The 23019-nt window shown below is 63.5% G+C and carries 24 protein-coding genes; 14 read left to right on the forward strand and 10 right to left on the reverse strand.

Annotated features, from left to right (window positions below; translation table 11 throughout):
• Positions 1 to 36: 36 nt before the first annotated feature.
• From SB753_RS03545 to SB753_RS03585, 9 genes are all read right to left on the reverse strand, one after another.
• Positions 37 to 849, reverse strand: a complete 813-nt coding sequence (locus SB753_RS03545; protein WP_410798981.1) for a MetQ/NlpA family lipoprotein — start codon at positions 847 to 849, stop codon at positions 37 to 39.
• Complete coding sequence (locus tag SB753_RS03550; RefSeq protein ID WP_410798983.1) at positions 846 to 1895, reverse strand: formylglycine-generating enzyme family protein; 1050 nt, start codon at positions 1893 to 1895, stop codon at positions 846 to 848. The genes SB753_RS03545 and SB753_RS03550 overlap by 4 nt, the downstream gene beginning before the upstream one ends.
• 17 nt (positions 1896 to 1912) lie before the next feature.
• Positions 1913 to 3871 (reverse strand): arylsulfatase, encoded by a 1959-nt coding sequence (locus tag SB753_RS03555; RefSeq protein WP_410798985.1) that lies wholly within the window; start codon positions 3869 to 3871, stop codon positions 1913 to 1915.
• Positions 3872 to 4016: 145 nt separating this feature from the next.
• On the reverse strand, positions 4017 to 4448 hold the full coding sequence (locus SB753_RS03560) for a hypothetical protein (RefSeq protein WP_410798987.1): 432 nt from the start codon (positions 4446 to 4448) through the stop codon (positions 4017 to 4019).
• An 88-nt stretch (positions 4449 to 4536) separates the two neighbouring features.
• Positions 4537 to 5640 carry an alpha/beta hydrolase family esterase gene (locus SB753_RS03565; RefSeq protein WP_410798988.1) on the reverse strand — a complete coding sequence of 368 codons (1104 nt, stop codon included), beginning with the start codon at positions 5638 to 5640 and terminating at the stop codon, positions 4537 to 4539.
• Positions 5641 to 5682: 42 nt separating this feature from the next.
• Positions 5683 to 6108, reverse strand: a complete 426-nt coding sequence (locus SB753_RS03570) for a CopG family transcriptional regulator (protein WP_410798990.1) — start codon at positions 6106 to 6108, stop codon at positions 5683 to 5685.
• Positions 6109 to 6315: 207 nt separating this feature from the next.
• Complete coding sequence (locus SB753_RS03575; RefSeq protein ID WP_087753339.1) at positions 6316 to 6717, reverse strand: hypothetical protein; 402 nt, start codon at positions 6715 to 6717, stop codon at positions 6316 to 6318.
• A 258-nt stretch (positions 6718 to 6975) separates the two neighbouring features.
• A complete protein-coding gene (locus SB753_RS03580) occupies positions 6976 to 7848 on the reverse strand; it encodes an SDR family oxidoreductase (protein ID WP_410798992.1) in 873 nt (290 codons plus the stop codon).
• 27 nt (positions 7849 to 7875) lie between these two features.
• A complete protein-coding gene (locus tag SB753_RS03585) occupies positions 7876 to 8808 on the reverse strand; it encodes an NADP-dependent oxidoreductase (RefSeq protein ID WP_410798994.1) in 933 nt (310 codons plus the stop codon).
• 108 nt (positions 8809 to 8916) lie between these two features.
• On the opposite strand from SB753_RS03585, the gene SB753_RS03590 reads away from it, so the two are divergent.
• The 4 genes from SB753_RS03590 (at position 8917) to SB753_RS03605 (ending at position 12332) form a co-directional block, all read left to right on the forward strand.
• On the forward strand, positions 8917 to 9801 hold the full coding sequence (locus tag SB753_RS03590) for a LysR family transcriptional regulator (RefSeq protein WP_410798996.1): 885 nt from the start codon (positions 8917 to 8919) through the stop codon (positions 9799 to 9801).
• A gap of 150 nt (positions 9802 to 9951) precedes the next feature.
• Positions 9952 to 10932 (forward strand): fatty acid desaturase, encoded by a 981-nt coding sequence (locus tag SB753_RS03595; RefSeq protein ID WP_410798997.1) that lies wholly within the window; start codon positions 9952 to 9954, stop codon positions 10930 to 10932.
• Between the two features lie 128 nt (positions 10933 to 11060).
• Entirely contained in the window at positions 11061 to 11702 is a 642-nt protein-coding gene (locus tag SB753_RS03600) for a TetR/AcrR family transcriptional regulator (protein WP_288827365.1), read from the forward strand.
• 231 nt (positions 11703 to 11933) lie between these two features.
• Positions 11934 to 12332, forward strand: coding sequence for a VOC family protein (locus tag SB753_RS03605; protein WP_020066281.1), 399 nt, complete (start codon positions 11934 to 11936; stop codon positions 12330 to 12332).
• Positions 12333 to 12379: 47 nt separating this feature from the next.
• Here the strand turns inward: SB753_RS03605 and SB753_RS03610 are convergent, their stop codons facing one another.
• On the reverse strand, positions 12380 to 13333 hold the full coding sequence (locus SB753_RS03610) for a LysR substrate-binding domain-containing protein (protein WP_204521686.1): 954 nt from the start codon (positions 13331 to 13333) through the stop codon (positions 12380 to 12382).
• 157 nt (positions 13334 to 13490) lie between these two features.
• Here SB753_RS03610 and SB753_RS03615 point away from each other — a divergent pair, with 157 nt between their 5' ends.
• From SB753_RS03615 to SB753_RS03660, 10 genes are all read left to right on the forward strand, one after another.
• On the forward strand, positions 13491 to 14558 hold the full coding sequence (locus SB753_RS03615; protein WP_020066283.1) for an ABC transporter substrate-binding protein: 1068 nt from the start codon (positions 13491 to 13493) through the stop codon (positions 14556 to 14558).
• A 57-nt stretch (positions 14559 to 14615) separates the two neighbouring features.
• Positions 14616 to 15695: an ABC transporter ATP-binding protein gene (locus tag SB753_RS03620; protein ID WP_087753361.1), complete on the forward strand. Its 1080-nt coding sequence runs from the start codon at positions 14616 to 14618 to the stop codon at positions 15693 to 15695.
• Positions 15682 to 16554 carry an ABC transporter permease gene (locus SB753_RS03625; RefSeq protein WP_020066285.1) on the forward strand — a complete coding sequence of 291 codons (873 nt, stop codon included), beginning with the start codon at positions 15682 to 15684 and terminating at the stop codon, positions 16552 to 16554. The genes SB753_RS03620 and SB753_RS03625 overlap by 14 nt, the downstream gene beginning before the upstream one ends.
• A gap of 16 nt (positions 16555 to 16570) precedes the next feature.
• Complete coding sequence (locus SB753_RS03630) at positions 16571 to 17368, forward strand: ABC transporter permease (RefSeq protein WP_410798999.1); 798 nt, start codon at positions 16571 to 16573, stop codon at positions 17366 to 17368.
• Positions 17365 to 18516 carry an NAD(P)/FAD-dependent oxidoreductase gene (locus SB753_RS03635; protein WP_410799001.1) on the forward strand — a complete coding sequence of 384 codons (1152 nt, stop codon included), beginning with the start codon at positions 17365 to 17367 and terminating at the stop codon, positions 18514 to 18516. Before SB753_RS03630 ends, SB753_RS03635 begins: the two co-directional genes overlap by 4 nt.
• A gap of 7 nt (positions 18517 to 18523) precedes the next feature.
• Positions 18524 to 18907, forward strand: a complete 384-nt coding sequence (locus tag SB753_RS03640; protein ID WP_410799003.1) for a (2Fe-2S)-binding protein — start codon at positions 18524 to 18526, stop codon at positions 18905 to 18907.
• A complete protein-coding gene (locus SB753_RS03645) occupies positions 18897 to 20303 on the forward strand; it encodes an FAD-dependent oxidoreductase (protein ID WP_410799004.1) in 1407 nt (468 codons plus the stop codon). Before SB753_RS03640 ends, SB753_RS03645 begins: the two co-directional genes overlap by 11 nt.
• Positions 20296 to 21477 (forward strand): NAD(P)/FAD-dependent oxidoreductase, encoded by a 1182-nt coding sequence (locus SB753_RS03650; protein WP_410799005.1) that lies wholly within the window; start codon positions 20296 to 20298, stop codon positions 21475 to 21477. The genes SB753_RS03645 and SB753_RS03650 overlap by 8 nt, the downstream gene beginning before the upstream one ends.
• A 78-nt stretch (positions 21478 to 21555) precedes the next feature.
• Positions 21556 to 21909: a RidA family protein gene (locus SB753_RS03655; protein WP_020066291.1), complete on the forward strand. Its 354-nt coding sequence runs from the start codon at positions 21556 to 21558 to the stop codon at positions 21907 to 21909.
• Between the two features lie 191 nt (positions 21910 to 22100).
• Entirely contained in the window at positions 22101 to 22982 is an 882-nt protein-coding gene (locus tag SB753_RS03660; RefSeq protein WP_131318788.1) for an RNA polymerase sigma-70 factor, read from the forward strand.
• Positions 22983 to 23019: the final 37 nt, after the last annotated feature.

Consider the following 23019-nt stretch of genomic DNA (forward strand, 5'->3'; position numbering starts at 1 on the left):
ATCCCGTGCCCGCGAAGGATGCGAGCGGGAACGCGCTCACCATGGCCGGCGCACAGAGTCCTGATAACGCGTCAGAATGAAATGCGCTACATCGTTCGAGTGATAAGCCGAGACCAGTTGCGCGACCCACGGCTCGCCCCGCTCGGCCTCGCGCACCGCCAGCACGCCGGCGTACGGTGAGCGGGCGTCCTCAATGCCGATGCTGTCGCGTGCAGGATAAAGTCCGGCCCGTTGCGCGCTCTCGCTGTCCATCACGACAATCGTTGCCGCATTCAACGCCGCGACGAGCCGGTTGCGGGGCAGCGCACGCAGCGTCAAATTGAGGCGGTTGCCCGTCACATCTCGCAACGTCGCGTGAAGGCCGGCGCGGTCGTCAAACGTTAGCAGTGTGTAGTTCTGCAGCAGGACTAGCGCGCGCGCCATGCCTTCGCGGTCGTCAGGAATGACGATGCTGGCGCCACGCCGGATTTGCGCGAGGCTCGTCAGTTGGCGCGAGTAGAGCGCCATGGGCAGGGTGACTGTCGTCGCCACTTCATAGAGCGGATAGCCGTGTTTTTCGCGCGACGCTTCAAAAGCTGGGCCGTCTTCGAAGCTCGCGGCGTCGATACGATGCGCGGCAAGCGCCGCGTCGATCTGCGCACCGCTATCGAACGTCACCACGTCGATATCGAGTCCGCGAGCGGTTGCGACGCGCCGCACTTCGTTCATGATTTCGGCATGCGTGCCGCGCGTGACGCCGACTTTCAGAACCGGCTGCGCGGCATCCGCGAAAACTGTTGCTCCCCACATAGCCGCCGCGCCGATCAATACCGCGCTGATCGCTGCTTTAACAATACGTCGCGGATTCATCCTTTGATGTCCCGCAAGATGGTCCTGAAACCGATATGCGATGCCGGCAGGTCCGCTTCCTGTTGCTCGCGCGAAGACGCACGGTAGCGCACGCAATAATCTCGCGAGCACAGGAACGAGCCGCCCTTAATGACCATCGGCGTATCGTGTCTGCGCGTGGGCGGTGCGATTGCCGCGGTATCGCCATTCGTATGCGATTGGTGTTCTCCCGTGTAGACGTCCCTGGTCCACTCCCATGCATTGCCGATCATGTCGTACAGCTTGAACCTGTTGGCCGCATAACAGCCGACGGGCGACAGACCCACATGCTTGTCCTCGTTGGTATTGAGAACGGGGAACACGCCTTGCCAGTAATTTGCGGCGGGCTTGCCGTGCGCATCGCGCGGCGCCGTGTCGAGGTCCGCGCCCTCCTGCCCGCCCTTCGCCGCGTACTCCCATTCGGCCTCGGTCGGCAAGTCGCGGCCGAGCCACCGTGCATACGCGAACGCATCGGCTTGCGTGACGAGCGTCACCGGTTGACTCATCTGCGCGTCGATGTTGCTGCCCTCGCCCGTCGGATGCCGCCACGATGCCCCCTTGACCCAGCTCCACCACGCCAGGTCGCGTGCGTTCATTTCTTCCCGCGTCGGAATGTGGAAGACCGCCGCGCCGCCCTGCTTTTCAGCGTCGGTGACGTAGCCGGTCGCGCGGACGAACTCGGCGAATTGCGCATTCGTCACATCGGTCTGATCGATCCAGAAACCGCCGACGCGCGTAAGCCCGTCGCCCACCGGCCGCTCGTTTGCATAACCGCGTGTGCTGCCGAGCACGAAGGTGCCGCCATGCAGATGCACCATGCCGGCCTTCGCGTCGTCGCGCCAGCCGGCGGGCAGACCCGCGTAGCGCTCGCACTGCGCTTCTGAGCCGAGCGGCGCAAGCGGGCGCGCGCGGTTCATATCGTCGAAGCCCGCCGTTCGCGCGGGCCACGCCGCGACCGCGAACGCGACGCAGAAAACGGCGGCGAACAGGCCGCCAAAGCCGGCAAGCGTTCTTGCTCTGATGCTCATGACCGTGGCAATTCCGCTCAGTAGTAGCCGCGCGGCCGCAGCGGTTCGACGCCGCCGACAGTGGACATGTAGGCGTTCCACTGCTGCACGAGTCCGTCGATGATCGACGGATTCTGCGCCGCCACGTCTGTCGTCTCGCCTCTGTCCGTGGTCATGTCGTACAGCTGCCAGTGACCATCGACGGGACCGAGCGGCGGCTCCGTCCACAACGCCTTCCATTTGCCGTCTGCGCTGCGCAGATAGCCGCGCCCGTACGCTTCATCGCCGAACGACGCGGTATGCACGGCGCTGTTCGACTGGTCGTTCAGAACCGCCAGCAACGATTGCCCCGTGACGGGATACACGTAGCGGTTGTTGTAGACCACCTTGCCCTTGTTCTGATCGACGCCCGTCAAAGAATTGATCAGCGGCGGAGCGGGCTGCGTCGGCGGCGTAACGCCCGCGACGGCGAGGAACGTGGCCGTGTTGTCGGTGACGTGCGTGAAAACACGCAAGGTCGGTTTCTGCACGGTCTGCCCGGGCAAATGCACGATCAACGGCGTCGATACGCCGCCCTCGCCGGAATAGCCCTTGGTCAGACGGAATGGCGCCGCGCTGACTTCGGCCCAGCGCAAGCCGTACTGCAAGCGCTTCGCGTTCTGCAGCCCGTTGTCGGTGCCGAGCGTCGAGTAGACCGGCTCCGCTGCGTTCGCCGTATCCGTCGCCGTCGGGTCCGCGCCGGAGTCGATCGGCCAGCCTTCGGCCCCGTTGTCCGACTGGAACATGATGAACGTGTTGTCGTACTCGCCGATGTCCTTCAGATGCTGGATCAGCAAGCCGATGTTGTGATCGAGGTTGTCGACCATGCCTGCATAGATTTCCATGTAGCGCGCCTGCGCTTTCTTTTCATCGGCTGACAAACTGGCCCACGACTTGTTCACATTGCCCGGACCGTAGTCGCTATAACCTTGCGCGGCGCTGTGGACGGCGCTGACGTATTTCGCGTTGACGGTGCCGTTGCCCGCGGTCGCCGGCGTAGCCGCGAGCGTTTCAGGCGCGCCTGCATACGGGTTGAAATCGGCGGGAATGATACCGAGCGCCTTTTGTCGCGCGATGCGCGCCGCCCGAACCGCGTCGTAGCCGGCGTCGTATTTGCCCGCATACTTGTGCAGGTACGGCTCAGGCACCTGCAACGGCCAATGCGGCGACGTGTACGCCGCATACGCAAAAAACGGCTTGCCGTCGCCTCTGTGCGAATCGATGTACGAGATCAGTCTTTGCGTATAGAAATCGGTCGAATAGAACACGGCCGGTCTGCCGCCCGCGCCACCCGGTTGTCCCGGCTGACCGGGCTGAACGTACTGCCCGTCTTCGGTGTAGTTCTTCGAGCCGGCGGGCTCGTGTGCGAAGTGATTCGTGGCGGCGCCGCCGAGCAGCGCGTAACTATGCTCGAAGCCCCATTGGTCCGGCGTCTGTCCGCTGCCCGTTGCGCTGCCCACAATGCCCGAGCCGATATGCCACTTGCCCGCCATGTACGTGTGATAGCCGGCGTCCTTGAGTAGTTGTGCGACCGACAGCGCGCGATCGTTCAGATAGCCTTCGTAGCCAGGCAGACCTTTGCGCTCGTCGGTCGGCACACCCATCGTGCCTTCGCCAACCAGGTGGTGGTCGGTGCCCGAAATCAGCATCGCTCGCGTGATCGCGCAAACCGTGCCTGTGTGATGGTTCGTGAGAATGCGTCCGGATTGCACGAGCGCATCGAGATTCGGCGTGTCGATGTCGCCGCCGAACGCGTGGATGTCCGAGTAGCCGAGATCGTCCGCCATGATGTACAGAATGTTCGGGCGTTTCGCGGCCACCGGCGTGGCAGCCGGCGGTGTTGGAGAAACCTCGCCGGAACACGATGCAAGCGCAACGATACTGGCAACGGCGGCACCGAGTGCCCGCAGCCTGGGAATGGTGGGGAACGCCGCCGGATGCGAACTCGAGCTTTTCATTGTTGTATCGGCCGTGGTTGTCTGAGCGCGAGATGGTAGCAACCGGTAATTCGCCGCCCAACCAAGGTTTAGTGAAAAGCTAGAGACGTTCTGTGCTAAAGGATCGAAGTACCTTTGCGTCTGTGCTGTTTTGCTGCTGCGGGTATCAGTGGTAAATAGTCGTGGACGACTGCAGTTTCGTCAGCACGCCGCGTCTGAACGCGAACCAGCCTTGGGAACCTTGCATCACGACTTCCTCGCCTTGCCAGAACACGCGCTTGACCGTCATACGCGCGCCAATGCGCTGCACAAGTGCAGGACGGTGGCGAAAGTCGTATAGCACCGGGCCCGAATCGGTCTGCACGAGCATGCGTCTGACCGCGTCATCGGCGTTGCCCACGTCGTCGAAATGCGTGAGCGTATTCGCGCCGAAGCGATCGAACACTTCGTTGTCGAGCATCGCCGTGAAATCATGCCCTGCGCGAACGAATTGCAGCTTGCCCGACGGCGTATCGAGCGGGCCCGAGTCGTTGCTTTGCGCATGAACGCCAGTGGCTAAAGAGATGGCTGCGAGCGCAGCAACTAGTAGTCGTCTCATGTTGCCTTTGTCCAGAGTGACAGCAATTCATCGGTCGGCCAAATCGCCAACCGCGCGCCAACCGAAAACCAACCGAAAACCAACCGCACTATCGCCGCTGCGGATGTTCAAGAAAGAATCGCAGCATTTCCGCGCTCGCGTCGGGACCCGCGGGATCTGTATAGCTGCCCCGCGCATTGCCGCCGGCCCATGCGTGCGGGGCGCCGTGAATGGTCCACAGTTCTGCGTCGATACCGTCCGCTGACACGAGCCGCGAGACGGTACACGCGCGTCCGCCTGCATCGGTCCGACGCTGCTCGCCGTCGCCTTGGGGCCGCGCTGAGAAGCCGTCGACGAGTTGCGCCGCATTGCGTATGTTAACCGTGGCGTCGGCGTCACCGTGAAAGACGATCACCGGCCGCTTCGGTAACGAAGCGGTGCTGTGCGCGCCGCGCCGTGCCTGTACCGGACGCTTGCCGCCTTTCATCGCTGCGAGTGCGGACGGAAGATCGTGCGCGCATCGTGCCGGAAGACCCGAATGCACGCCGGCCGCCGCATAGAGTTCCGGATATTCGGCAACCATGATCGCCGCCATTGCGCCACCGGCCGAGAGCCCCGCGACGTACACGCGCGCGGGATCGACGTTCTGCTCCGCAATGATCTCGCGCGTGATGCCGGCGATCAACGAGGGCTCGCCGCGTTCGCATTGCTGGTCACCGGGCTTGAACCAGTTCCAGCATTTCGACGGATTAGCCTGCTGCGGCTGCTCCGGGTAAGCGACCAGAAATCGATGCCGCTCCGCAAGAGCGTTCATCTGTGTGCCCGCGGCGAAATCGTCGGCGTTCTGTGTGCAACCGTGCAGCATGACGATCAACGGAAGCGGCTCGCCCTGGCTTTCCGCCGGCACATACAGCCGATATTGCCGGCGACCGGCGGCGTTCGAAAATGCGTGCGTGCTGAAGTGTCCCCGGTCCTGGATATCGGCGCGGGCTTCGCGCGCATTGACCGTCTCGGCGTGCTTTGCCGCCGGCCGCTCGAACGGAACGGTGAACGCTTCCGGCGTGGCATGCCAGGACGCTGTTCCATGCGTAGAGCCCTCGGCGTTGCCGCCCAGAGCACGTTGTATTGCTTCAGTCGCTTCGGCGGGTCCATGGGTGCGCAGCAAGGTCATTGCTTCGCGCATCGAGGTCAAAAAACCTTCATCGAGTTTCATCTGTTATGTCCGGTAAAAGTGTTGAGTGTCGTGCGTCGGCAGTTAGCGGATTCTGCCGGCGAGCGCCGTCTTGACCGCAGCGGATGCGTGAAACGCTCCGAGCACGACAACGCTGTCAATGGTCGCAAGCGCGAGTTCAGGGGTAACGTCGGCAGCAATGCTGGCCAGTCCGAGCACCTGAATCGTGAGACGCTGATGCGCCGCACGAACCGCCTCGAGATCCTCTCGCGAAAAATGCTGTAGCCCGAGCACGAGCGCGCGGCGGCTCACGGTCTCCTGAACAACCTGCGCGTGCAGCGTAAGCTGGTTGCGGATAGCCGTGCGGATCAGGTCGGTCCGGTTCGAATAGAAACCTTCCTGCACCAGCAGATCGATTTGCCCCAGGTCAACGGGGCCGAGGTTGATCGTGATTTTTTCCGACTCACCGCCCTTCGGACGAGTCGCGACGTTCGCTGTCGAGTTTTCCATGTTTCCATCCGAACACCATCCAATGGGATGGTTATAGGCTTCTTTCGGATGCGGTGCAACATGAAAAATGGGGGCCATTACGGTTGTGGGCGGCCACGCGTAGTCGTTGCGCGGCGCTGTGTAGATCAGCGTTACGCCGCGTTTATATGATCAGTGGGGAATTTGCCTCGACGTCTTACCGTGCGAAACACGCAGGCCGCGCACGGGTCAACTAAAAAACCGCGCCCAGGCCGCGCGGATGCGCCGCCCGCGATCTTCGAAGAGATATGAGCCGCCCAGCGCGAATAGACCTGAAATGATGCCGGTCAACACGTGCTCGACGACGGGGATGCGGTAGTGACTCGGATGCGAATAGGCATCGCCAATCGCTGTCAGGCAGCCGACGACCAATGCATTGCCGTATCGGTGCGCATAGAGTTTCCTCGCCGGTGTGAAAGTCAGCAGTACGGCGAGCACGCCGGTGAACAGTCCCGTCTGCAGTGCAATCGCCCAATGCGCGAGGCTCAGCAGATTGCCCCAACTCCCGGGCATGCACGTCATACATGCGCTGGTCGGCTGCCAGAATCGCCGTACGAAGAGCCTGAGCCGTTGCTTCCATTCGACTAACATGATGTGTTTCCGGTCGATGCCCCGTCGCGGACGCTAGCTGCCTATCATCGGCACTCTCTTCACACGTTTGGTCGCGCCCATTCGCCGGATGAGCAGCAGGCCGGCGTACTGCACGATACGCCGGGAGGCGGGCTCGGTAACGGACGCGTGTCCATCACATAACGATATGCGCTGTGCGACCGGTTCGCTAACGCGTTTCGCCACTACCCCCCCTTCGACCGTTCCGCCGCCCACTCATCACGCTCCGTCACCCGCCGACTACTCACTCGAGCCAAGCATCTCGTGCACGGCATCACGATAGGTCCGCAACGGCCGTCCGAGCATCTTCGAGAGTTCATCAACTGCATTGTCATCCGCGCGCATACCGTGGCGCTGGATACCAGCCATCATCAGACGCATGTCGTAGGCTATCCAGTCGGGCCCATTTCCCGCCAGTTGCTGCTCGAAACCATCCAGGGCGTCGCCTGCGTAGCGGATTTCGCGCTGCAACGCTTCGCTCCAGATGCGCGCGACCGACTCGCCGGTCAACGCTTCGGGTCCCACAACTTCGAGCGTGCGGCCGGGCAGTGCATCGGATGCGCGGTGCCGCGCCAGCAGTTCGGCCGCGGCGGTGTCCGCAATGTCCCGCACGTCGACCATGTTCACGCCAGCGTGGCCGATAGGCATCGGATAAATGCCGTGGCTCTCGACGAGGGACTTGATGCGTTCGTCGTTCTGTATGAAGTAGGCGGGACGCAGAATGGTCGCGGGCATGTCGAGGCTTTGGATCATCCGCTCGACGGTGTGCTTGCCTGTGAAATGAGGCACATTGGTATAGAGGTCGGCGTGAATCACTGACAGATAGACGATGCGCTCGATGCCCGCATCTCGCGCCAGGTTCAACGTGACGAGTGCCTGCGTGACTTCGTCCGGGACGACCGCGTTGAGCAGAAACAGCGTGCGCACCGACGACAACGCCGCGCGCATCGAACTCACATTGCTCATGTCGCCGACGACTTCCGCCACGCCCGACGGAAGCGCCGTTTTACCCGGCGCTCGAACCAGCGCTTTGACTTCGACGCCGCTGGAAGCGAGGCGCTGGACGATCTGCATACCTACGGTGCCCGATGCACCGGTGACGAGGATACTCATGATTTGCTCCAATTCTGGAAAGTCGATTTAAAGGAAAAAATCCGCCACGGTTTTGCCGACCTGTGGCTGGGTCCGATTGCGTTCGATCGACGTGGGCAACTCTTCGAAGCGCACGACGGCACTGACCTTGGACTGCAAACGCCCGTGCGTCACGTCGTCGGCGATCTGTTGCAGCCGCGCGGCATCCGGCGTGTTCACGAACCACAAGCCGCGACGCCCGGCCGGGGCGCTCGTCAGAATGTCCGGCGACGCGGTGCTCACCACGACCCCATCTGCAGAAAGCACGGACCACGAGCGGGCAAGCACGTCGCCGCCGACATAGTCGAGAACAAGATCTACGCCGCTTACCAAGGTTTCGAACTGCTGCTGGTCGTAGGCGATGACATGGTCCGCGCCGAGGCTGCGGACATAGTCCACATCGCTGCTTAGGGCGGTCGCAAACACCTCGGCGCCGGCCCGATGCGCGTACTGCACTGCGAATCCGCCCAGACCGCCGGCCGCGCCCTGAATCAGGATGCGCTGTCCGGCACGTATCGGTCCGGCGAAGTTAAGGCTTTGCCATGCCGCCACCGCTGCGACCGGTAACGCCGCCGCCTCCACGAAGCCCATCGAGTCGGGCACCATGGCAAGGTTAGCCGCGTTCACCGCCACCATTTCGGCGTAGGCGCCCAGCGCGCCCGGCGCACCCATGACGCGGTCGCCCTTGCGCAACCGGGTGACGCCGGGGCCCACTTCTTCCACGACGCCGGCTAGCTCGATGCCGAGAACGGTCGGCAACTCCAGCGGAAAAGCGTCCCTCACGTAACCCTCCCGAACCTTCCAATCCAGTCCATTGACACCGGCGGCATGCACACGGACGAGAACCTGGCCAGCTTCCGCCACCGGTGCGGCGACGGAAGAAATCGTGATGGCGTCGGGGCCGCCGTACCTAGTCAGGACGACTGCGCGAACGTTGTTCATAAGAAACTCCTTTGAGCGTTTGGTTGCCGTACACCCCAACAATAAGGAGTTTCACATTCAAAACAAAGACCATAGAATCGAGACTCGCCGTATCACAATTGAGACACCATGGACCTGAACGCGCTAGACGACTTTCAACTCGTGGCCGCTCGCGGCGGTTTCGGCAAAGCGAGCCGCGCCAGCGGCCGTTCCAAAGCCACGCTGTCGCGCCGCGTCGCCGACCTCGAAGAAGCGTTGGGCGTTCGGCTCATCGAGCGAGGCACTCGTAGCCTGGAGTTGACCGAGGCCGGCCAGTTGCTGCTGACCCGAACCGAAGGGCCGATGCACGAGGTAGCCGAAGCAGTCGCGGCGGCACGAGACGGGCTCGCCACGCCGCGAGGCCGCCTACGCGTCGCGGCACCGTTGCTGTTTTCGCAGATGGCGCTGGGACATCTCGCCGCTCAGTTCATTGCCAGCTATCCCGAAGTGGAACTCGAAGTGGTCGCGGACGATCGCCCCGTCGATCTCATCGACGAGCATTTCGACGCGGCCATCCGCATCAATCCACACAGCGACAGCACACTGGTCGGCAGGTGCTTCGCCAAGGACCGGCTGGTACTTGCCGCTGCACCATCGGTTCAAATGCCGCAAGGCAACGGCGATAAACCTGTCCCGGTTCCGGCCGTCGTCATGCCGAGCTATCGCGACGGAGATGTCTGGTCTGTCCGCAATGGTCAATTCACCGTCGAGCCGCAACCTGTTCTACGTCTGTCTTCGCTGTTGATGGTCCGCGACGCCATTGCCGCCGGCGCCGGGGCGGCCATGTTGCCGGAGTCGATCATCGGCGGTCTGCTTGAGGGCGGCAAACTGGTGACATGGGGAATCGCGGGCAACGACGTCGAGCTTTGGGTCCTGCACACGTCCCGTCGTTTGCAAAGCCCCAAAGTGCGGGCCTTCGTGGAGTTCATGTGCAGCCAGTATCCAGAAGGATCGTTCACTATTCCGACAAAGTGAATTTGCCCCGGTCGTTGCCCGGTCGCAGTCGGGCCGGACCCTGGCCGCCCTTACCCGTCGCGGCGAAAATGCAATCCTGAACAAATTGGTTCAGACGCGGCGCATGGCTCGGTAGGATCGCTTCAAACATGCATCCGACCGATTCAGCCGATGGCGATCTACCTCGACGACACGCAACGCAAAGCCATCGCAAGGCTGGCAACGAGTTGGACCTGGCGCACGCAATGGCCCACATGGCTACTGATCGTCGCGATCTACAGCGCATGGTTCGGCGTTGCAACCCATGCGCGCGCACTCGGCTTGCCACTGACCGCAGCCCTGCTCGCGTTGGTCAGCGCGTGGTACATGTCGCTGCAACATGAACTGCTCCACGGCCACCCGACATGCTCAGCGCGCGTGAATGCACTGTTTGGCTTCGCGCCGCTGGCCGTGTGGTTTCCGTATCGCGTGTATCGCGAGTCGCATCTTCAGCATCATGACGACGCGCATTTGACGCAGCCCGGGCGCGATCCGGAGAGCTATTTCGTCGATGCTCGTGTGTGGCACCGCGCAGGCTGGGCGATGCGCGCGCTGCTCATCTGGCGCAATACGTTTGTAGGCCGCCTGGTCGTGGGACCGGCGTTTGCGATTGCGGCAACCGGCGTCGATGCATTGCGCAAGGTAAAGCTCGGCGACTGGCGCGACGTGCCCGCCTGGCTCGCGCACCTCATCGCACTGGCCGCGCTCACCGCGTGGCTGCACTACGTGTGCTCTATTCCGGCGTGGGTGTTCATCGTCGGCGTGGGGTATGGGTCGATGTCGCTCGGCTCGATTCGTTCATTTCGCGAGCACCGTGCCGCAAACGATATTGAACATCGCACGGTTTTGAACGAGGCGGCCCTCTTCTGGCGGCTGCTCTTTTTGAATAACAATTTTCATCTGGTCCATCACGACTTGCCGCATGTGCCGTGGTTCGCGCTGAAACCAGTCTATCAAGCGTCACGCGATCAATACATCGAGCGATCCGGAGGTTTTCTGGTCGCGGGTTATGGCGAATGGCTCACGCTCCACGCGTTCACGCCGGCCGAGAAGCCGCTGCATGACGGATCGCGCCGTTTCGAGCCCGTATCGACAGAAGCCGAACTCACGTAGGAAACGCGCGCTTCGTCAACACGCGGCGCGAGAAACTGGAAAGCCGCTAGAGGTCAACAGCGGCCAACTTACGCGCGGACTGCTCACGGTAAAATCCGAGCTTACACTCGCTTCTACCAGGCAGCATCGTGAAGACAAGCAGGCGCCAGTCACTCAAACCGCGCAAGGTTCCGCAGCAATCCCGGGCCCAGCAAACCGTCGCCACCATTCTCGAAGCGGCAGCGCTCGTACTCGAAGTCAAAGGCTCGGACGGTCTGAATACCAATCTCGTCGCGCAGCGCGCGGGCGTCAGTGTCGGCACGCTGTATCAGTATTTCCCCAACAAGGACGCGCTTATCGTTGCGCTGAGCAAACGGGAGCTGGCCGTCTTCTTTGCGGAAGCGCAAGGCGCGTTGCACGAGCCGACGGGGCAGAGCGCATTGAAGCACCTGATCACCGTCTCTGTGCGCCAGCAGCTACGTCGCCCCGCGCTGGCCCGTGTGCTCGACTTCGAAGAAAACCGCCCTGCCATCGCAAGAGAACTCGCCAAATCGAAAGCAGCATTTCGCGAGGTGATCGAGCAGATTCTGGCGCGCGACGATATTCCGCCGCAGACCGACATGCAGATCGCCACGGACGATCTTGTTGCGATCATCCGTGCAATCGTGGACGGTGCGGGCGAACGTGGAGAGTCGGATCGTGCGGGTTTGGAAGCACGGGTCGGCCGGGCATTGAGCGGATATTTGGGTATCGTGGATCGACAGCCTGAGAAGCCGCGATCCCGTAAATGAAGAACACGCTCAAATACGAGCAAACGCTCGGATCGAAAACGTTGTAACACGGCGCAGCCCTTGCCATTGCTGGCCGTAGCAGACGTAAAGACGCGCTGCGCAATGCGAGTTTCAAAACTGAGCGATCACTCGCAAAATAGATTCCGTGGGCGCAACACAGTCGGGTCAGCCGGTTATAGGCCGGACGCCGCGTTCTCCACGACATCTTCAACGTATTCTGCGAGCGCAATCATGAATCTTCACAAAGAAGCGAAGCTCAACCACCTGAGCTTTCCCACTACCGACGTAGCCGAGACCGCTGCCTTTTTCGAAAAATACCTGGGCTGCGAAGTCGTCGCCGCCGGCGAGCACCGTCTGCTCAAGCGCAATGGTTTCGACATTGTTCTGGAGCACACCACGGGCGAAGCACCCGTCTGGCCGAACAACTTCCATTTCGGGCTGGAGGTTGCCAGTCTGGACGATCTCCACACTTTGCATGACGAATTCCTTCAGGGCGGCGTGCAAATGGAAACGGGCGTGTTCAATAACACACGCGGATCGCGGTTCTTCTGCCGCGCGCCTGGCGGCCTGCTGATCGAGGTCAACACTCGCGCCGACATGCAGGACGATCAGTGGCGCAAGCTGTTTTAGTCTTTGTCACACGAACGGTTGACCCACGCCCCTGAAGGCGAAGCCCGTCAAACTCCCACCCGCTGCTTTGCCCGCCCGCGCGGCGCGCCGCTGCGCGCCGGCGGCACAACCTCCGCGAGCAGCTCGTCATGTAGTCCACGCAAGACTTCCACGAACGCCAAAGCTAGGCGCTCCCGCGGCCTGTGCGGAGGAAACAGCAGATAGGTCTGAAAGCGCGTGGCCGGCACGAACGGGCGAATGGCGATGTCCGGCCCGGCATAGTCGCGTGCGACGATCGGATGCGCGAGCGTCACGCCCATCCCGTGACGGACCATCTCGCAGCACATTGCCGTGTATTGCGCCTCGATTGCCAGCACGCGCTGCACGCCCGCGCGCAGGAACACCTCGTCCATCAACGCGCGCGTGCCGTCACCGTGACAAAGCGAAATGAACGACTCGCCCTCCAGGTCCTCCGGCTTGATGATGCGTTTTGCGGCGAGCCGATGCGCAGCCGGCATCACGCACACGGCGGCCACGTCCGATAGCTGCTCGACCTCGCAATCGGATGCCTCGCTCACGTACACCGCCACACCCAGGTCGCAAAACTGCGAAGCCGTCCAATGGTTGACCGTGGCCGACGTGTTCACATGAAGCGACACGGTCACGTCGGGAAATAGCTCGACAAAGCGTTTGATCGCATGCGGCACCAGCGTCATGCCCGCCGAAGGCATGGCTGCGATGCGCAGACGTCCGCTGCCGAGGTTCCGAATCTGCGCGGCCGCATTCGCCAACCCCTGCAAGCCGACGAAAGCGCGGTCGACTTCGCGAAAGAACGCCTCGCCCTCGCTCGTCGGAATCAGACGCACGCCGCTGCGCTGAAAGAGTTGCAGGCCGGTATCCCGCTCCAGTTGTGCGATGAGGCGGCTCACGTTCGGCTGCGACGTGAAGAGAGCCTTGGCCGCGGCGGTCATCGACCCCGACACCATCACCGCGCGAAACGCCTCGATATGCTTCAGATTCATGCGTGTTTTCCCCAGGCTAAAGCGTGCCAATCCATATCATCCATGCATGGATAGGTATTTTATTCGTATTGGACGACATGACCAGCCGGCGCGACACTGCTTTTCACCGACGGGCAGCGAAGCCCGCCCCCACACATCGGAACTGGAGATCGTCGTCATGAAAAGAGCGTTGCATCGCCGTCTGTCCGCCCCGTCCCACACCGCAATCGCGGCCGTATCCTTCGCCTTGAGCCTCGCCGCGCCGCTTCTCGCGCAAGCCGAGACTACTCTTTATGTCGCCAACGTTGGCGGTTCGAACGAGCAGGTCTACCGGCAAAAAATCATTCCGGCGTTCGAAAAGGCGCATAACGTCAAGATCGTCTACGTCGCGGGAAATTCGAGCGATACGCTCGCCAAGCTCCAGGCGCAGAAAGGCCACCAGCAGATCAACGTCGCGGTAATGGACGACGGCCCCATGTATCAGGCGATGCAGTTGAATCTGTGCGCGAAGCTCGACGACGCGCCCGTGATGCAGGACGTCTACCCGCTCGCGAGGCTCGGCCCCACGGCGATAGGCGTCGGCATGGTCGCAACGGGCATTGGCTACAACGAGGAAGCATTTAAAAAGGCTGGCTTGCCGCCGCCCGACTCGTGGAAGTCGCTCACGGACAGTCGCATCAAAGGCAAGCTTGGCGTGCCGCCGATCACCAACACATACGGCCTGCACACGCTCGTGATGCTCGCGCGTCTGTCCGGCGGCGGCGAAAAGAATATCGATCCGGGCTTTGCCGCAATGACGAAACAGGTCGCGCCGAACGTGCTGTCCTGGGCGCCGACGCCCGGCGAGATGGACGGCCATATGCAATCCGGCGATGTGATTCTCGCGCCGTATGGCAGTGGCCGCGCGGTGGCATTGCAGAACACCGGCTTCCCGCTGAAATTCATCTACCCGAAGGAAGGCGCGGTCGCGTTGCAGGTAGCGGCGTGCGTCGTCGCCGAGAATGCGCAGCCGCAGTTGTCGCAACAGTTCGTGCAATACCTGTTGAGCCCGGAAGTGCAAACCGTGCAGGCGCAAGGCATCGGTCTCGGTCCGGTCAACAAGACGGTGAAGCTGACGCCGGAAATCGCTGCCCGCGTGCCCTATGGTCCCGATCAGATCTCGAAGCTGACCTCGATGGACTGGGCGACCATCAACCAGCATCGCACGGAATGGACGGAGCGCTGGAACCGTTCGGTCGAGCGCTGATGCGCGGCACCGGCAAGTCCCTCGCGCGGCGCGCGATCTGATGAAGGAGCGAGGCGTATGGCCTTCCTGACTCTGCAAGGCATTTCGAAACGCTACGGCGATTTCACCGCGATCGAGCACATCGATCTGGACGTCGAACGCGGCGAGCTGCTTGCGCTGCTCGGCCCGTCCGGCTGCGGCAAGACCACCACGCTGCAGATGGTCGCCGGGTTCGTCTCGCCGACCACCGGCCGCATCCTGCTCGATGGACGCGACATCACGAACGAGCGTCCTGAGAAGCGCGGCATCGGCGTCGTGTTCCAGAGCTACGCGCTGTTTCCGCACATGACGGTCGCAGGCAACGTCGGCTTCGGGCTGGAGATGCGCAAGGTCAGGCGCAAGGAGCGCGAGGAGCGTGTTGCCGAAGCGCTGTCTCTCGTGCGCCTCAAGGGCCTCGGGCATCGCTATCCGAAGGAACTGTCGGGCGGCCAGCGGCAACGCGTCGCAATCGCACGCGCCATTGCCATGGAACCCGAACTGCTGCTGCTCGACGAGCCGATGTCCAATCTCGACGCCAAGCTGCGCGAAGAGATGCACATCGAACTGCGCGCGATCCAGAAGCGCCTCGGCATCACGACGATTCTGGTTACGCACGACCAGGTCGAGGCAATGACCATGAGCGATCGCATCGCCGTCATGCATCGCGGCGTCATTGCGCAACTGAGCACGCCCTACGACGCCTATGAGCGCCCCGCTACGCCTTTTGCGTCCACGTTTCTCGGCCGCACCAACGCGTTCTCCGGCGAGGTGTTGCGCCGTAATCCACGTTGCGCGGAGGTCGACGTCGCGGGCACCACACTGCATGTGCCGCACGAAGGCCGCCATGTGGACGGCGCAGTGCATGTGTATATCCGGCCGGAGAAAGTGCACCTTGCCAACGGCGATGCCCGGCTGCGCGGGCGCATCGCGACGCGTGTGTTCGTCGGTAATCAGTGGCTGCTCGAGGTAGACACCGAACTCGGCAAGCTGCGGGTCGCGCAGCCGAACCACGGTGCGCCGCCGCCCGAGGAAGGCCATGAAGTGGGCCTCGCATGGACCGACGACGACCTGCGCGTGCTGACGCAAGACCGTCCGGAGGGCGCTCATGGCCACGCTTGACGACGATCGCCCCGGCGCGGCGCCGTGGTTGCTGTCGGGGCCGGCGCTGCTGCTCTTTGTCGGTCTCTTACTGGTGCCGCTGCTGCTCACACTGATGCTGTCGTTCCGCGTGTTCAGCGATACGGCCGGCGTCACCGCAGCCTATACGCTGAAGAACTACTGGGAGGTGGTCAGCGACCCGTACTACGGCACGATCTTCCTGCGCACCGCGGGGCTGGCCTTCGCCGTCACGCTGCTGTCCATCGTGCTCGGCGTGCCCGAGACCATCGTGCTCGCACGGATGAAGCGTCCGTGGCAGTCGCTGTGTCTGCTGGTCGTACTGGGGCCTTTGCTGATTTCGGTGGTGGTGCGCACGCTCGGCTGGCAGATTCTGCTCGGCAACAACGGTGTGCTGAACAACGTGCTCCAGTCGCTGCACGTCACCAGCGAGCCGATCCGTCTGGTATTCACCATGACGGGCATGATCATCGCGCTCACCCATGTGCTCGTGCCGTTCATGGTGATGTCGGTCTGGGCGACCATGCAGAAGCTCGATCCGCAAGTGGAATGGGCCGGCCGCTCGCTCGGCGGCTCGCCGTTCGCGGTGTTTCGCCGCGTGGTGCTGCCGCAGATCATGCCGGGCGTGCTGTCGGGCTCGATCATCGTGTTCGCGCTGTCGGCATCCGCTTTCGCCACGCCTGCGCTGATCGGCGGGCGGCGCCTGAAGGTGGTCGCCACTGCCGCCTACGACGAATTCCTCGGCACGCTCAACTGGCCGCTCGGCGCGAGCATCGCCGTGCTGCTGCTGATTGCCAACGTGGCCATCGTGATGGGCTGCAGTCGAGTCGCCGAACGCCGTTTCCGGCACATCTTCGATTGAGCGAAGGAGAGCGATCATGAAACAGAACGGCATTCTCGGGCTCGTCTACAACGCGTTTTTCCTGAGCTTCATTCTTGCGCCCCTCGTCGTGGTGATGCTCGTCGCTTTCACCGACAAGGGCTTTATCTCGATGCCTTTCGACGGCGCGTCGCTGCGCTGGTTTCGCGCGATCTTCGAGAACGGCGACATTGTCTCGGCCTTCTGGCTGTCGGTGCGGCTTGCGTTCGCGGCCGCGACCATCGGCGTATTGCTCGCGGTGCCCGCCGCGCTCGCCATCGCGCGCTATCGCTTTCCTGGCCGCGCCGCGCTCACGAGCTTCTTTCTTTCACCGATGATGATTCCCGCCGTCGTGCTCGGCATCGCGTTTCTGCGCTTTCTGTCGCTGCTGCATCTGTCGGGCTCGTTCTGGTCGCTGGTGTGCGCGCATGTGGTCATCGTGCTGCCGTATGCGCTGCGTCTCGCGTTGTCGTCGGCAGTCGGACTCGATCGCGATGCGCAACGCGCCGCACTCTCCTGCGGTGCAAGCCGCTTTACCGCGTTTCGCCGCGTGGTCCTGCCGATGATCCGCACCGGCGTAGCGGGCGGCTGGGTGCTCTCGTTCATCCAGAGTTTCGACGAACTCACGATGACCATCTTCGTCGCAACTCCGGGCACAACCACCCTGCCCGTCGCCATGTACAACCAGATCGCGCAGACGATCGATCCGCTCGTCGCTTCGGTGTCGGCGGTGCTGATCGTGGGCACGGTCCTGCTGATGGTCCTGCTCGACCGCATGGTCGGACTGGACCGCATTCTGATCGGAGAAGCGCAATGACATTGACAAGCACCGCCGCGAGTCCCGATACGCTCGCGGACGTGGTCGTCATAGGCGGCGGCCTCGTGGGTTCGGCCGTGGCCTACGGACTTGCCCGCGAAGGCGCGCGCGTAACCGTGCTGGACGAGGACGACGGCGGCTTTCGCGCGTCACGCGGCAATTTCGGCCTGGTCTGGATCCAGGGCAAGGGTTACGGCCTGTCTCCATACGCACGCTGGTCGCGCAGTTCGGCCACGCGCTGGCCGCAACTCGCGAAGGCGCTGCTGGAGGAGAGCGGCATAGACGTCGCGCTGAAGCAGCCGGGCGGCTTCCACTTCTGCTTCAACGACGACGAACTCGCCGAACGCAACAAACGCCTCTCTACTCTGCAAGCCGAACTGGGCGATTACCCGTATCAGATGCTCGATGCCGCCGAAGTCCGCGCGCGCATTCCGCAAGTCGGGCCTGCAGTAATCGGCGCGAGCTACACGCCGATGGACGGCCATGTGAATCCGCTCAAGCTGCTGCGCGCGCTGCATACCGCAATGCAGGCTCGCGGCGTGCGCCTCGTGTCGAGCGAGCGGGCGCAGCGCATCGAACCGCAAGCGCACGGCTTCGTCGTGCACGGAAAACGCGGGACCTATCGTGCTGCAAAGGTCGTGCTTGCGGCGGGACTCGGCAATCGCGCGCTCGCGCCGTTCGTCGGGCTCGACGCGCCGGTCGCGCCGAACCGCGGCCAGGTGCTGGTGAGCGAGCGCGTTGCGCCGTTTCTCCACTATCCGACGCTCAACGTGCGCCAGACCGACGAGGGCAGCCTGCAGTTCGGCGATTCGATGGAAGAAGTCGGCTTCGACGATTTCACGACTACCCATGTGCTTGCTGACATCGCCCGGCGTGGCGTGCGTGCATTCCCGATGCTGCAACACGTGCGGCTCGTGCGCATGTGGGCCGCGTTGCGCGTCTACAGTCCCGACGGCTTTCCGATCTACGACCAGTCCGTGGCGCATCCCGGCGCGTTCGTCGTCACTTGCCATAGCGGCGTGACGCTGGCAGCCGCGCATGCGCTGCGCGTCGCGACGTGGATCATGGGCGCGCCGATGCCCGGCGAACTGCCCACCTTCTCCGCGCGACGCTTCGAGCACGCGCGAGAGCTGATTCCCGCACATTGAATTCGACATGACTACTCAATCGACTCAAATGCCGACTCACGCCCTTTTCAAGCCGCTCGACGGCGCGCAAGGCCCGGCCGCCACACCCGTCGCAATCTGGTTCAACGATCAGCCGCTGACCGTGCCGGATGGCCGCTCCGTCGCGGCAGCGCTGCTTGCCGCGGGCGTTTCGCGGTTTCGCGCGACGCCGGTGTCGGGCGCTCCGCGCGCACCGTTCTGCATGATGGGCGCGTGCTTCGAATGCCTCGTCGAGATAGACGGCGTGCCGAGCCGCCAGGCCTGCATGGTCGAGGTCAAGGCGGGCATGCGAATCCGCTCGCAGGAAGGCGCGCGCGATCTGCCGCCCGCAGATTTGACAGATGTACCTTTGGAGAACGCCCATGGCCGCTGATTTTGTTTCCGAAGCAGTGGACGTCGTCGTGATCGGCGCCGGTCCCGCCGGCATGAGCGCGGCCACGCGCACGGCGCGCGCCGGACTGAAGACGGTGCTGATCGACGAACAGGACGCCGTGGGCGGCCAGATCTATCGCGGCATCGGCCGCGCCGATGCGCGCCGCAAGGAGATACTCGGACCCGATTACGCGGCGGGCGCGGCGATCGCCGATGCATTCGCCGCCTCCGGCGCGCGTCACGTCACCAACGCAACTGTGTGGCAAGTCACGCGCGAGCGGGGCATCAATTATCTGAAGGACGGCAAGATCGGCAGCTTCGACGCCCAACGCGTGATTCTCGCGAGCGGCGCACTCGAGCGCCCGTTTCCTATCCCCGGCTGGACGCTGCCGGGAGTGCTGACGGCGGGCGCCGCGCAGATCCTTTTGAAGAGCGCGGGCGAAGTGCCTGCCGCACCGCCGGTGCTAGCGGGCTGCGGACCGCTGCTGTATCTGCTCGGCTGGCAATACGTCCGCGCCGGCGTGCCGATTCGAGCGCTCGTCGATACCACGCGCCACGAGGATCGCTGGCGCGCGAAACGTCACATGCTTTCTGCGCTGCGCGCATGGCCGTTCCTGAGCAAAGGCCTGCAACTGATCCGCACGCTGCGCAATGCCGGCGTGCCCATTTTCGAGGCGGCCGACGACTTGCGCGTGGAAGCGCGCGTCGGCGCAGATCATGTGGAGCGCGCCGCCGCGCTGCACTTCACGACCCAAGGCAACGCGCATCGTCTTGAAGCCGACGTGATTCTTCTGCATCAGGGCGTGGTGCCGAACACGCAATTCACGCAGGCGCTGCGCGCGTCGCACCGCTGGGACAACGACCAACTCTGCTTCACCCCGAAAGTGAACGCATGGGGCGAACTGGACGTGCCCGGCATTTTCATCGCCGGCGATGGCGCGGGCATTGGCGGCGCGCAGGCGGCGGCCTTGCAGGGCGCACTCGCCGGCCTCGCGGCAGCCGCGCAGCTCGGCGCGATCACCGCCGCCGCACGCGATGCGCAAGCCGTCGAGCACCGCCGCGACCTCGCGGGCGTCATGCGTATCCGGCCGTTTCTCGACAGCCTGTACCGCCCTCGCGACATCAACCGTATTCCGCGCGACGAGACGATTGTGTGTCGTTGCGAGGAAGTCACTGCGGGCGAGTTGCGCAAGTTCGTCGAGTTGGGCTGCGTCGGGCCGAATCAGGCCAAGTCGTTCGGACGCTGCGGCATGGGTCCGTGCCAGGGGCGCATGTGCGGTCTGACGGTGACGGAGGTGATCGCCGATGCGCGCCGCGTCTCGCCCGCCGAAGTCGGCTACTACCGCATCCGTCCGCCGATCAAGCCGCTCACGCTTGGAGAACTGGCCGGTGAATGACACGACCGTCATCCAGGAAGCCGATGTGCTCGTGGTCGGCGGCGGGCTGCACGGCACGAGCAGCGCGCTTCATCTCGCGCGCCGCGGCGCGAAAGTGATCGTGCTCGAAGCCGATTACGTCGCGCGTCATTCGTCGGGCGTCAACGCGGGCGGCGTGCGAACGCTGGGCCGTCCGTTGCCCGAGATTCCGCTCGCTCTGATGTCGCGCGAAATCTGGCATGGCATGACCGACCTGCTCGGCGAGGATGGCGGCTTCGTGCCTTCAGGCCAGTTGAAGATCGCCGAGACCGACGACGAACTGCAGGCATGCCGCGAGCGCGTTGCGCTGCTCGAATCGCACGGATTCACACACGAGAAAGTAATCGACCGCGACACCGTGCTCGAACTCGAACCGGCGCTCGCGCGGCACGTCACAGGTGGAATCTGGGTCGAGCGTGACGGCTATGCGCTGCCCTTTCGAACCACGACGGCATTCCGCCTCGCGGCCCAGCGTCTCGGCGCCCGTTTCCTGGAAGGCACCGCCGTGCACCGCATCGAACAACGCGGCACGCGCTGGCTCGCCTTCACGCCGCGCGGCACCTTCAGCGCGGAGAAGCTGCTCGTCACCGCGGGCGCGTGGTCCGGCGAACTGGCGAAGCAGGTGGGCGAGCCCGTGCCGGTGCACCCGGAAGGTCTGATGCTGATGGTCACGCATCGCGTCGCGCCGTTCTGTCGTGCCACGCTCGGTGCAACCGGCCGCCCGTTGTCGTTCAAGCAGTTCGACAACGGTACCGTGGTGATCGGCGGGAAGCTGATCGGTATCGCCGATCTGTCGAACCGTCACGGCGAAGTCGACTTCGCGCGGCTCGTGCGCAGTGCACGGACGGTAACCGACCTGTTCCCTCATCTGCGCAATCTCGGCGTGAACCGTGCGTGGGCCGGCGTCGAGGCCTTCACCGAAGACGAACTGCCAGTCATCTCCGCAAGCCGCAAGGCGTCGAACCTGTACTACTCGTTCGGCTATTGCGGCAGCGGCTTTCAGTTAGGACCCGGTTGCGGCAAGCTCGTGTCCGAGCTGATGCTCGACGGCACGCCTTCCATTTCGCTGGATGCATTCCGGATCGACCGGTTCGAGCGCAACGCGGCGTCTTCTTCGTCTTCGTCTGGAAGCCCGGCGCATCTCGTCACGCAATAAGCGGTTCCCTTTTTGCTCCGTCGCGCGTTTCATGAGCGCGCGCGGCGGCTTCGTTCGACCTCAACCAGAGACATTGTCATGACCGATATTGTTCGCATCGAAACCAATCAACGTATGAGCCGCGTCGTCAAGGCTGCCGGCCTCGTATTCATCGGCGGCCAGACTTCCGCGGATCACGCGCCGGACGTGAAAGTGCAGACCGCGAAGGTGCTGGAGAAGATCGACGGCTTCCTGGAGAAGGCCGGCATCGACAAGACGAGACTCGTTTCCGCCCAGGTATGGCTCGCGGATATTGCGCGCGACTTCGGCGGCATGAACGAGGTATGGGACGCGTGGGTTCCGCAAGGCTGCGCGCCCACGCGCGCGACCGTGCAAGCGCAGCTTGCCGCGCCGGAATTGCTGGTGGAGATCGCCGTGGTGGCGCTCGGCTGAAACCGGTCGAGAGGCGGTATGTGAGCGCGACTGCTGGTTCGCTCACGCGCCGGAGTCCGATCCTGCCCGGATTCCCGTCGAGCCGACCCGGCGTTTAAGGCTGTCGCTCGCAAGACAGATCGTCCATGGCAATATTCGGTTGCCGGCCCGCTCTTCGAGCGAGGCCTGTATCAACGCAACAGGAAACCTCCATGGACGACGACGTCAGCGCCTTCAACGGCCTGCGCCCGCGCTTGCAGAAAATCGCTTATCGAATGCTCGGCTCCGTAGCGGAAGCCGAAGACATCGTGCAGGACGTCTGGCTGCGCTGGCATGCGGCCGCGCGCGAAAAAATCGACAACGCGGAAGCATGGCTCGTCGCGGTCACGACCCGCGTGTCCATCGACCGTTTGCGCGCTGCCAAAACGCAGCGCGAGCACTATACGGGCATCTGGTTGCCCGAACCGCAAATGACCGGCTCGCCCGCCACGCCCGAGGAGGCGGTCGAACGCAGCGACGACGTGTCCGTCGCGTTCCTGATGCTGCTGGAACGGCTGACGCCCGAAGCGCGCGCCGCCTTCCTCTTACGCGAAGTTTTCGATGCCGACTACGACGAAGTGGCCCGCGCAATCGGCAAGAGCGAGGCGGCCTGCCGCCAGCTCGTGAGCCGTGCCAAAGGCCAACTTCGCGAAGAGCGTCCGCGTAATGCCGTGCCGCAGGAGACGCATCATCGGCTTTTGCAGATGTTCGCGCAGGCCGTCGAGCGCGGCGACTTCCCCGCGATCAATGCGTTACTCGCCGAAGACGCCATGCTGATCGGCGACGGTGGCGGCAAAGTGCCGAGTGCGCCCCAGCCGATGCTCGGCGGCCGCAGAATCGCGCAGCTGTTCTACGCGTCGTCGCGCCGCTATGGCAGCGAACTCAGTATCAGGCTCGTGGTGCTCAACGGTGAGTGGGCGCTGCTGCGCTTTTTCGAAGGCAAGCTCGAATCGGCACAAGCGGTCGAAACGGACAATGAGCGCATTGTCCGCATCCTCGTGCAGCGCAATCCCGAGAAGCTCGCGCGCCTTGCCGCGGCCTGTTCGAACGGTTGAATCCACATGCGGCGCGCGGCGCCGGCGCCGCAAAACC

It is taken from the genome of Paraburkholderia sp. SIMBA_053, assembly GCF_046534895.1.
GTDB classification, from domain to species: domain Bacteria; phylum Pseudomonadota; class Gammaproteobacteria; order Burkholderiales; family Burkholderiaceae; genus Paraburkholderia; species Paraburkholderia caledonica.

Coding starts and splice junctions, on each gene's coding strand:
- SB753_RS03545 (WP_410798981.1), bottom strand. CDS start 849: ATGAATCCGCGACGTATTGTTAAAGCAGCGATCAGCGCGGTATTGATC.
- SB753_RS03550 (WP_410798983.1), bottom strand. CDS start 1,895: ATGAGCATCAGAGCAAGAACGCTTGCCGGCTTTGGCGGCCTGTTCGCC.
- SB753_RS03555 (WP_410798985.1), bottom strand. CDS start 3,871: ATGAAAAGCTCGAGTTCGCATCCGGCGGCGTTCCCCACCATTCCCAGG.
- SB753_RS03560 (WP_410798987.1), bottom strand. CDS start 4,448: ATGAGACGACTACTAGTTGCTGCGCTCGCAGCCATCTCTTTAGCCACT.
- SB753_RS03565 (WP_410798988.1), bottom strand. CDS start 5,640: ATGAAACTCGATGAAGGTTTTTTGACCTCGATGCGCGAAGCAATGACC.
- SB753_RS03570 (WP_410798990.1), bottom strand. CDS start 6,108: ATGGAAAACTCGACAGCGAACGTCGCGACTCGTCCGAAGGGCGGTGAG.
- SB753_RS03575 (WP_087753339.1), bottom strand. CDS start 6,717: ATGTTAGTCGAATGGAAGCAACGGCTCAGGCTCTTCGTACGGCGATTC.
- SB753_RS03580 (WP_410798992.1), bottom strand. CDS start 7,848: ATGAGTATCCTCGTCACCGGTGCATCGGGCACCGTAGGTATGCAGATC.
- SB753_RS03585 (WP_410798994.1), bottom strand. CDS start 8,808: ATGAACAACGTTCGCGCAGTCGTCCTGACTAGGTACGGCGGCCCCGAC.
- SB753_RS03590 (WP_410798996.1), top strand. CDS start 8,917: ATGGACCTGAACGCGCTAGACGACTTTCAACTCGTGGCCGCTCGCGGC.
- SB753_RS03595 (WP_410798997.1), top strand. CDS start 9,952: ATGGCGATCTACCTCGACGACACGCAACGCAAAGCCATCGCAAGGCTG.
- SB753_RS03605 (WP_020066281.1), top strand. CDS start 11,934: ATGAATCTTCACAAAGAAGCGAAGCTCAACCACCTGAGCTTTCCCACT.
- SB753_RS03610 (WP_204521686.1), bottom strand. CDS start 13,333: ATGAATCTGAAGCATATCGAGGCGTTTCGCGCGGTGATGGTGTCGGGG.
- SB753_RS03615 (WP_020066283.1), top strand. CDS start 13,491: ATGAAAAGAGCGTTGCATCGCCGTCTGTCCGCCCCGTCCCACACCGCA.
- SB753_RS03620 (WP_087753361.1), top strand. CDS start 14,616: ATGGCCTTCCTGACTCTGCAAGGCATTTCGAAACGCTACGGCGATTTC.
- SB753_RS03625 (WP_020066285.1), top strand. CDS start 15,682: ATGGCCACGCTTGACGACGATCGCCCCGGCGCGGCGCCGTGGTTGCTG.
- SB753_RS03630 (WP_410798999.1), top strand. CDS start 16,571: ATGAAACAGAACGGCATTCTCGGGCTCGTCTACAACGCGTTTTTCCTG.
- SB753_RS03635 (WP_410799001.1), top strand. CDS start 17,365: ATGACATTGACAAGCACCGCCGCGAGTCCCGATACGCTCGCGGACGTG.
- SB753_RS03640 (WP_410799003.1), top strand. CDS start 18,524: ATGACTACTCAATCGACTCAAATGCCGACTCACGCCCTTTTCAAGCCG.
- SB753_RS03645 (WP_410799004.1), top strand. CDS start 18,897: ATGGCCGCTGATTTTGTTTCCGAAGCAGTGGACGTCGTCGTGATCGGC.
- SB753_RS03655 (WP_020066291.1), top strand. CDS start 21,556: ATGACCGATATTGTTCGCATCGAAACCAATCAACGTATGAGCCGCGTC.
- SB753_RS03660 (WP_131318788.1), top strand. CDS start 22,101: ATGGACGACGACGTCAGCGCCTTCAACGGCCTGCGCCCGCGCTTGCAG.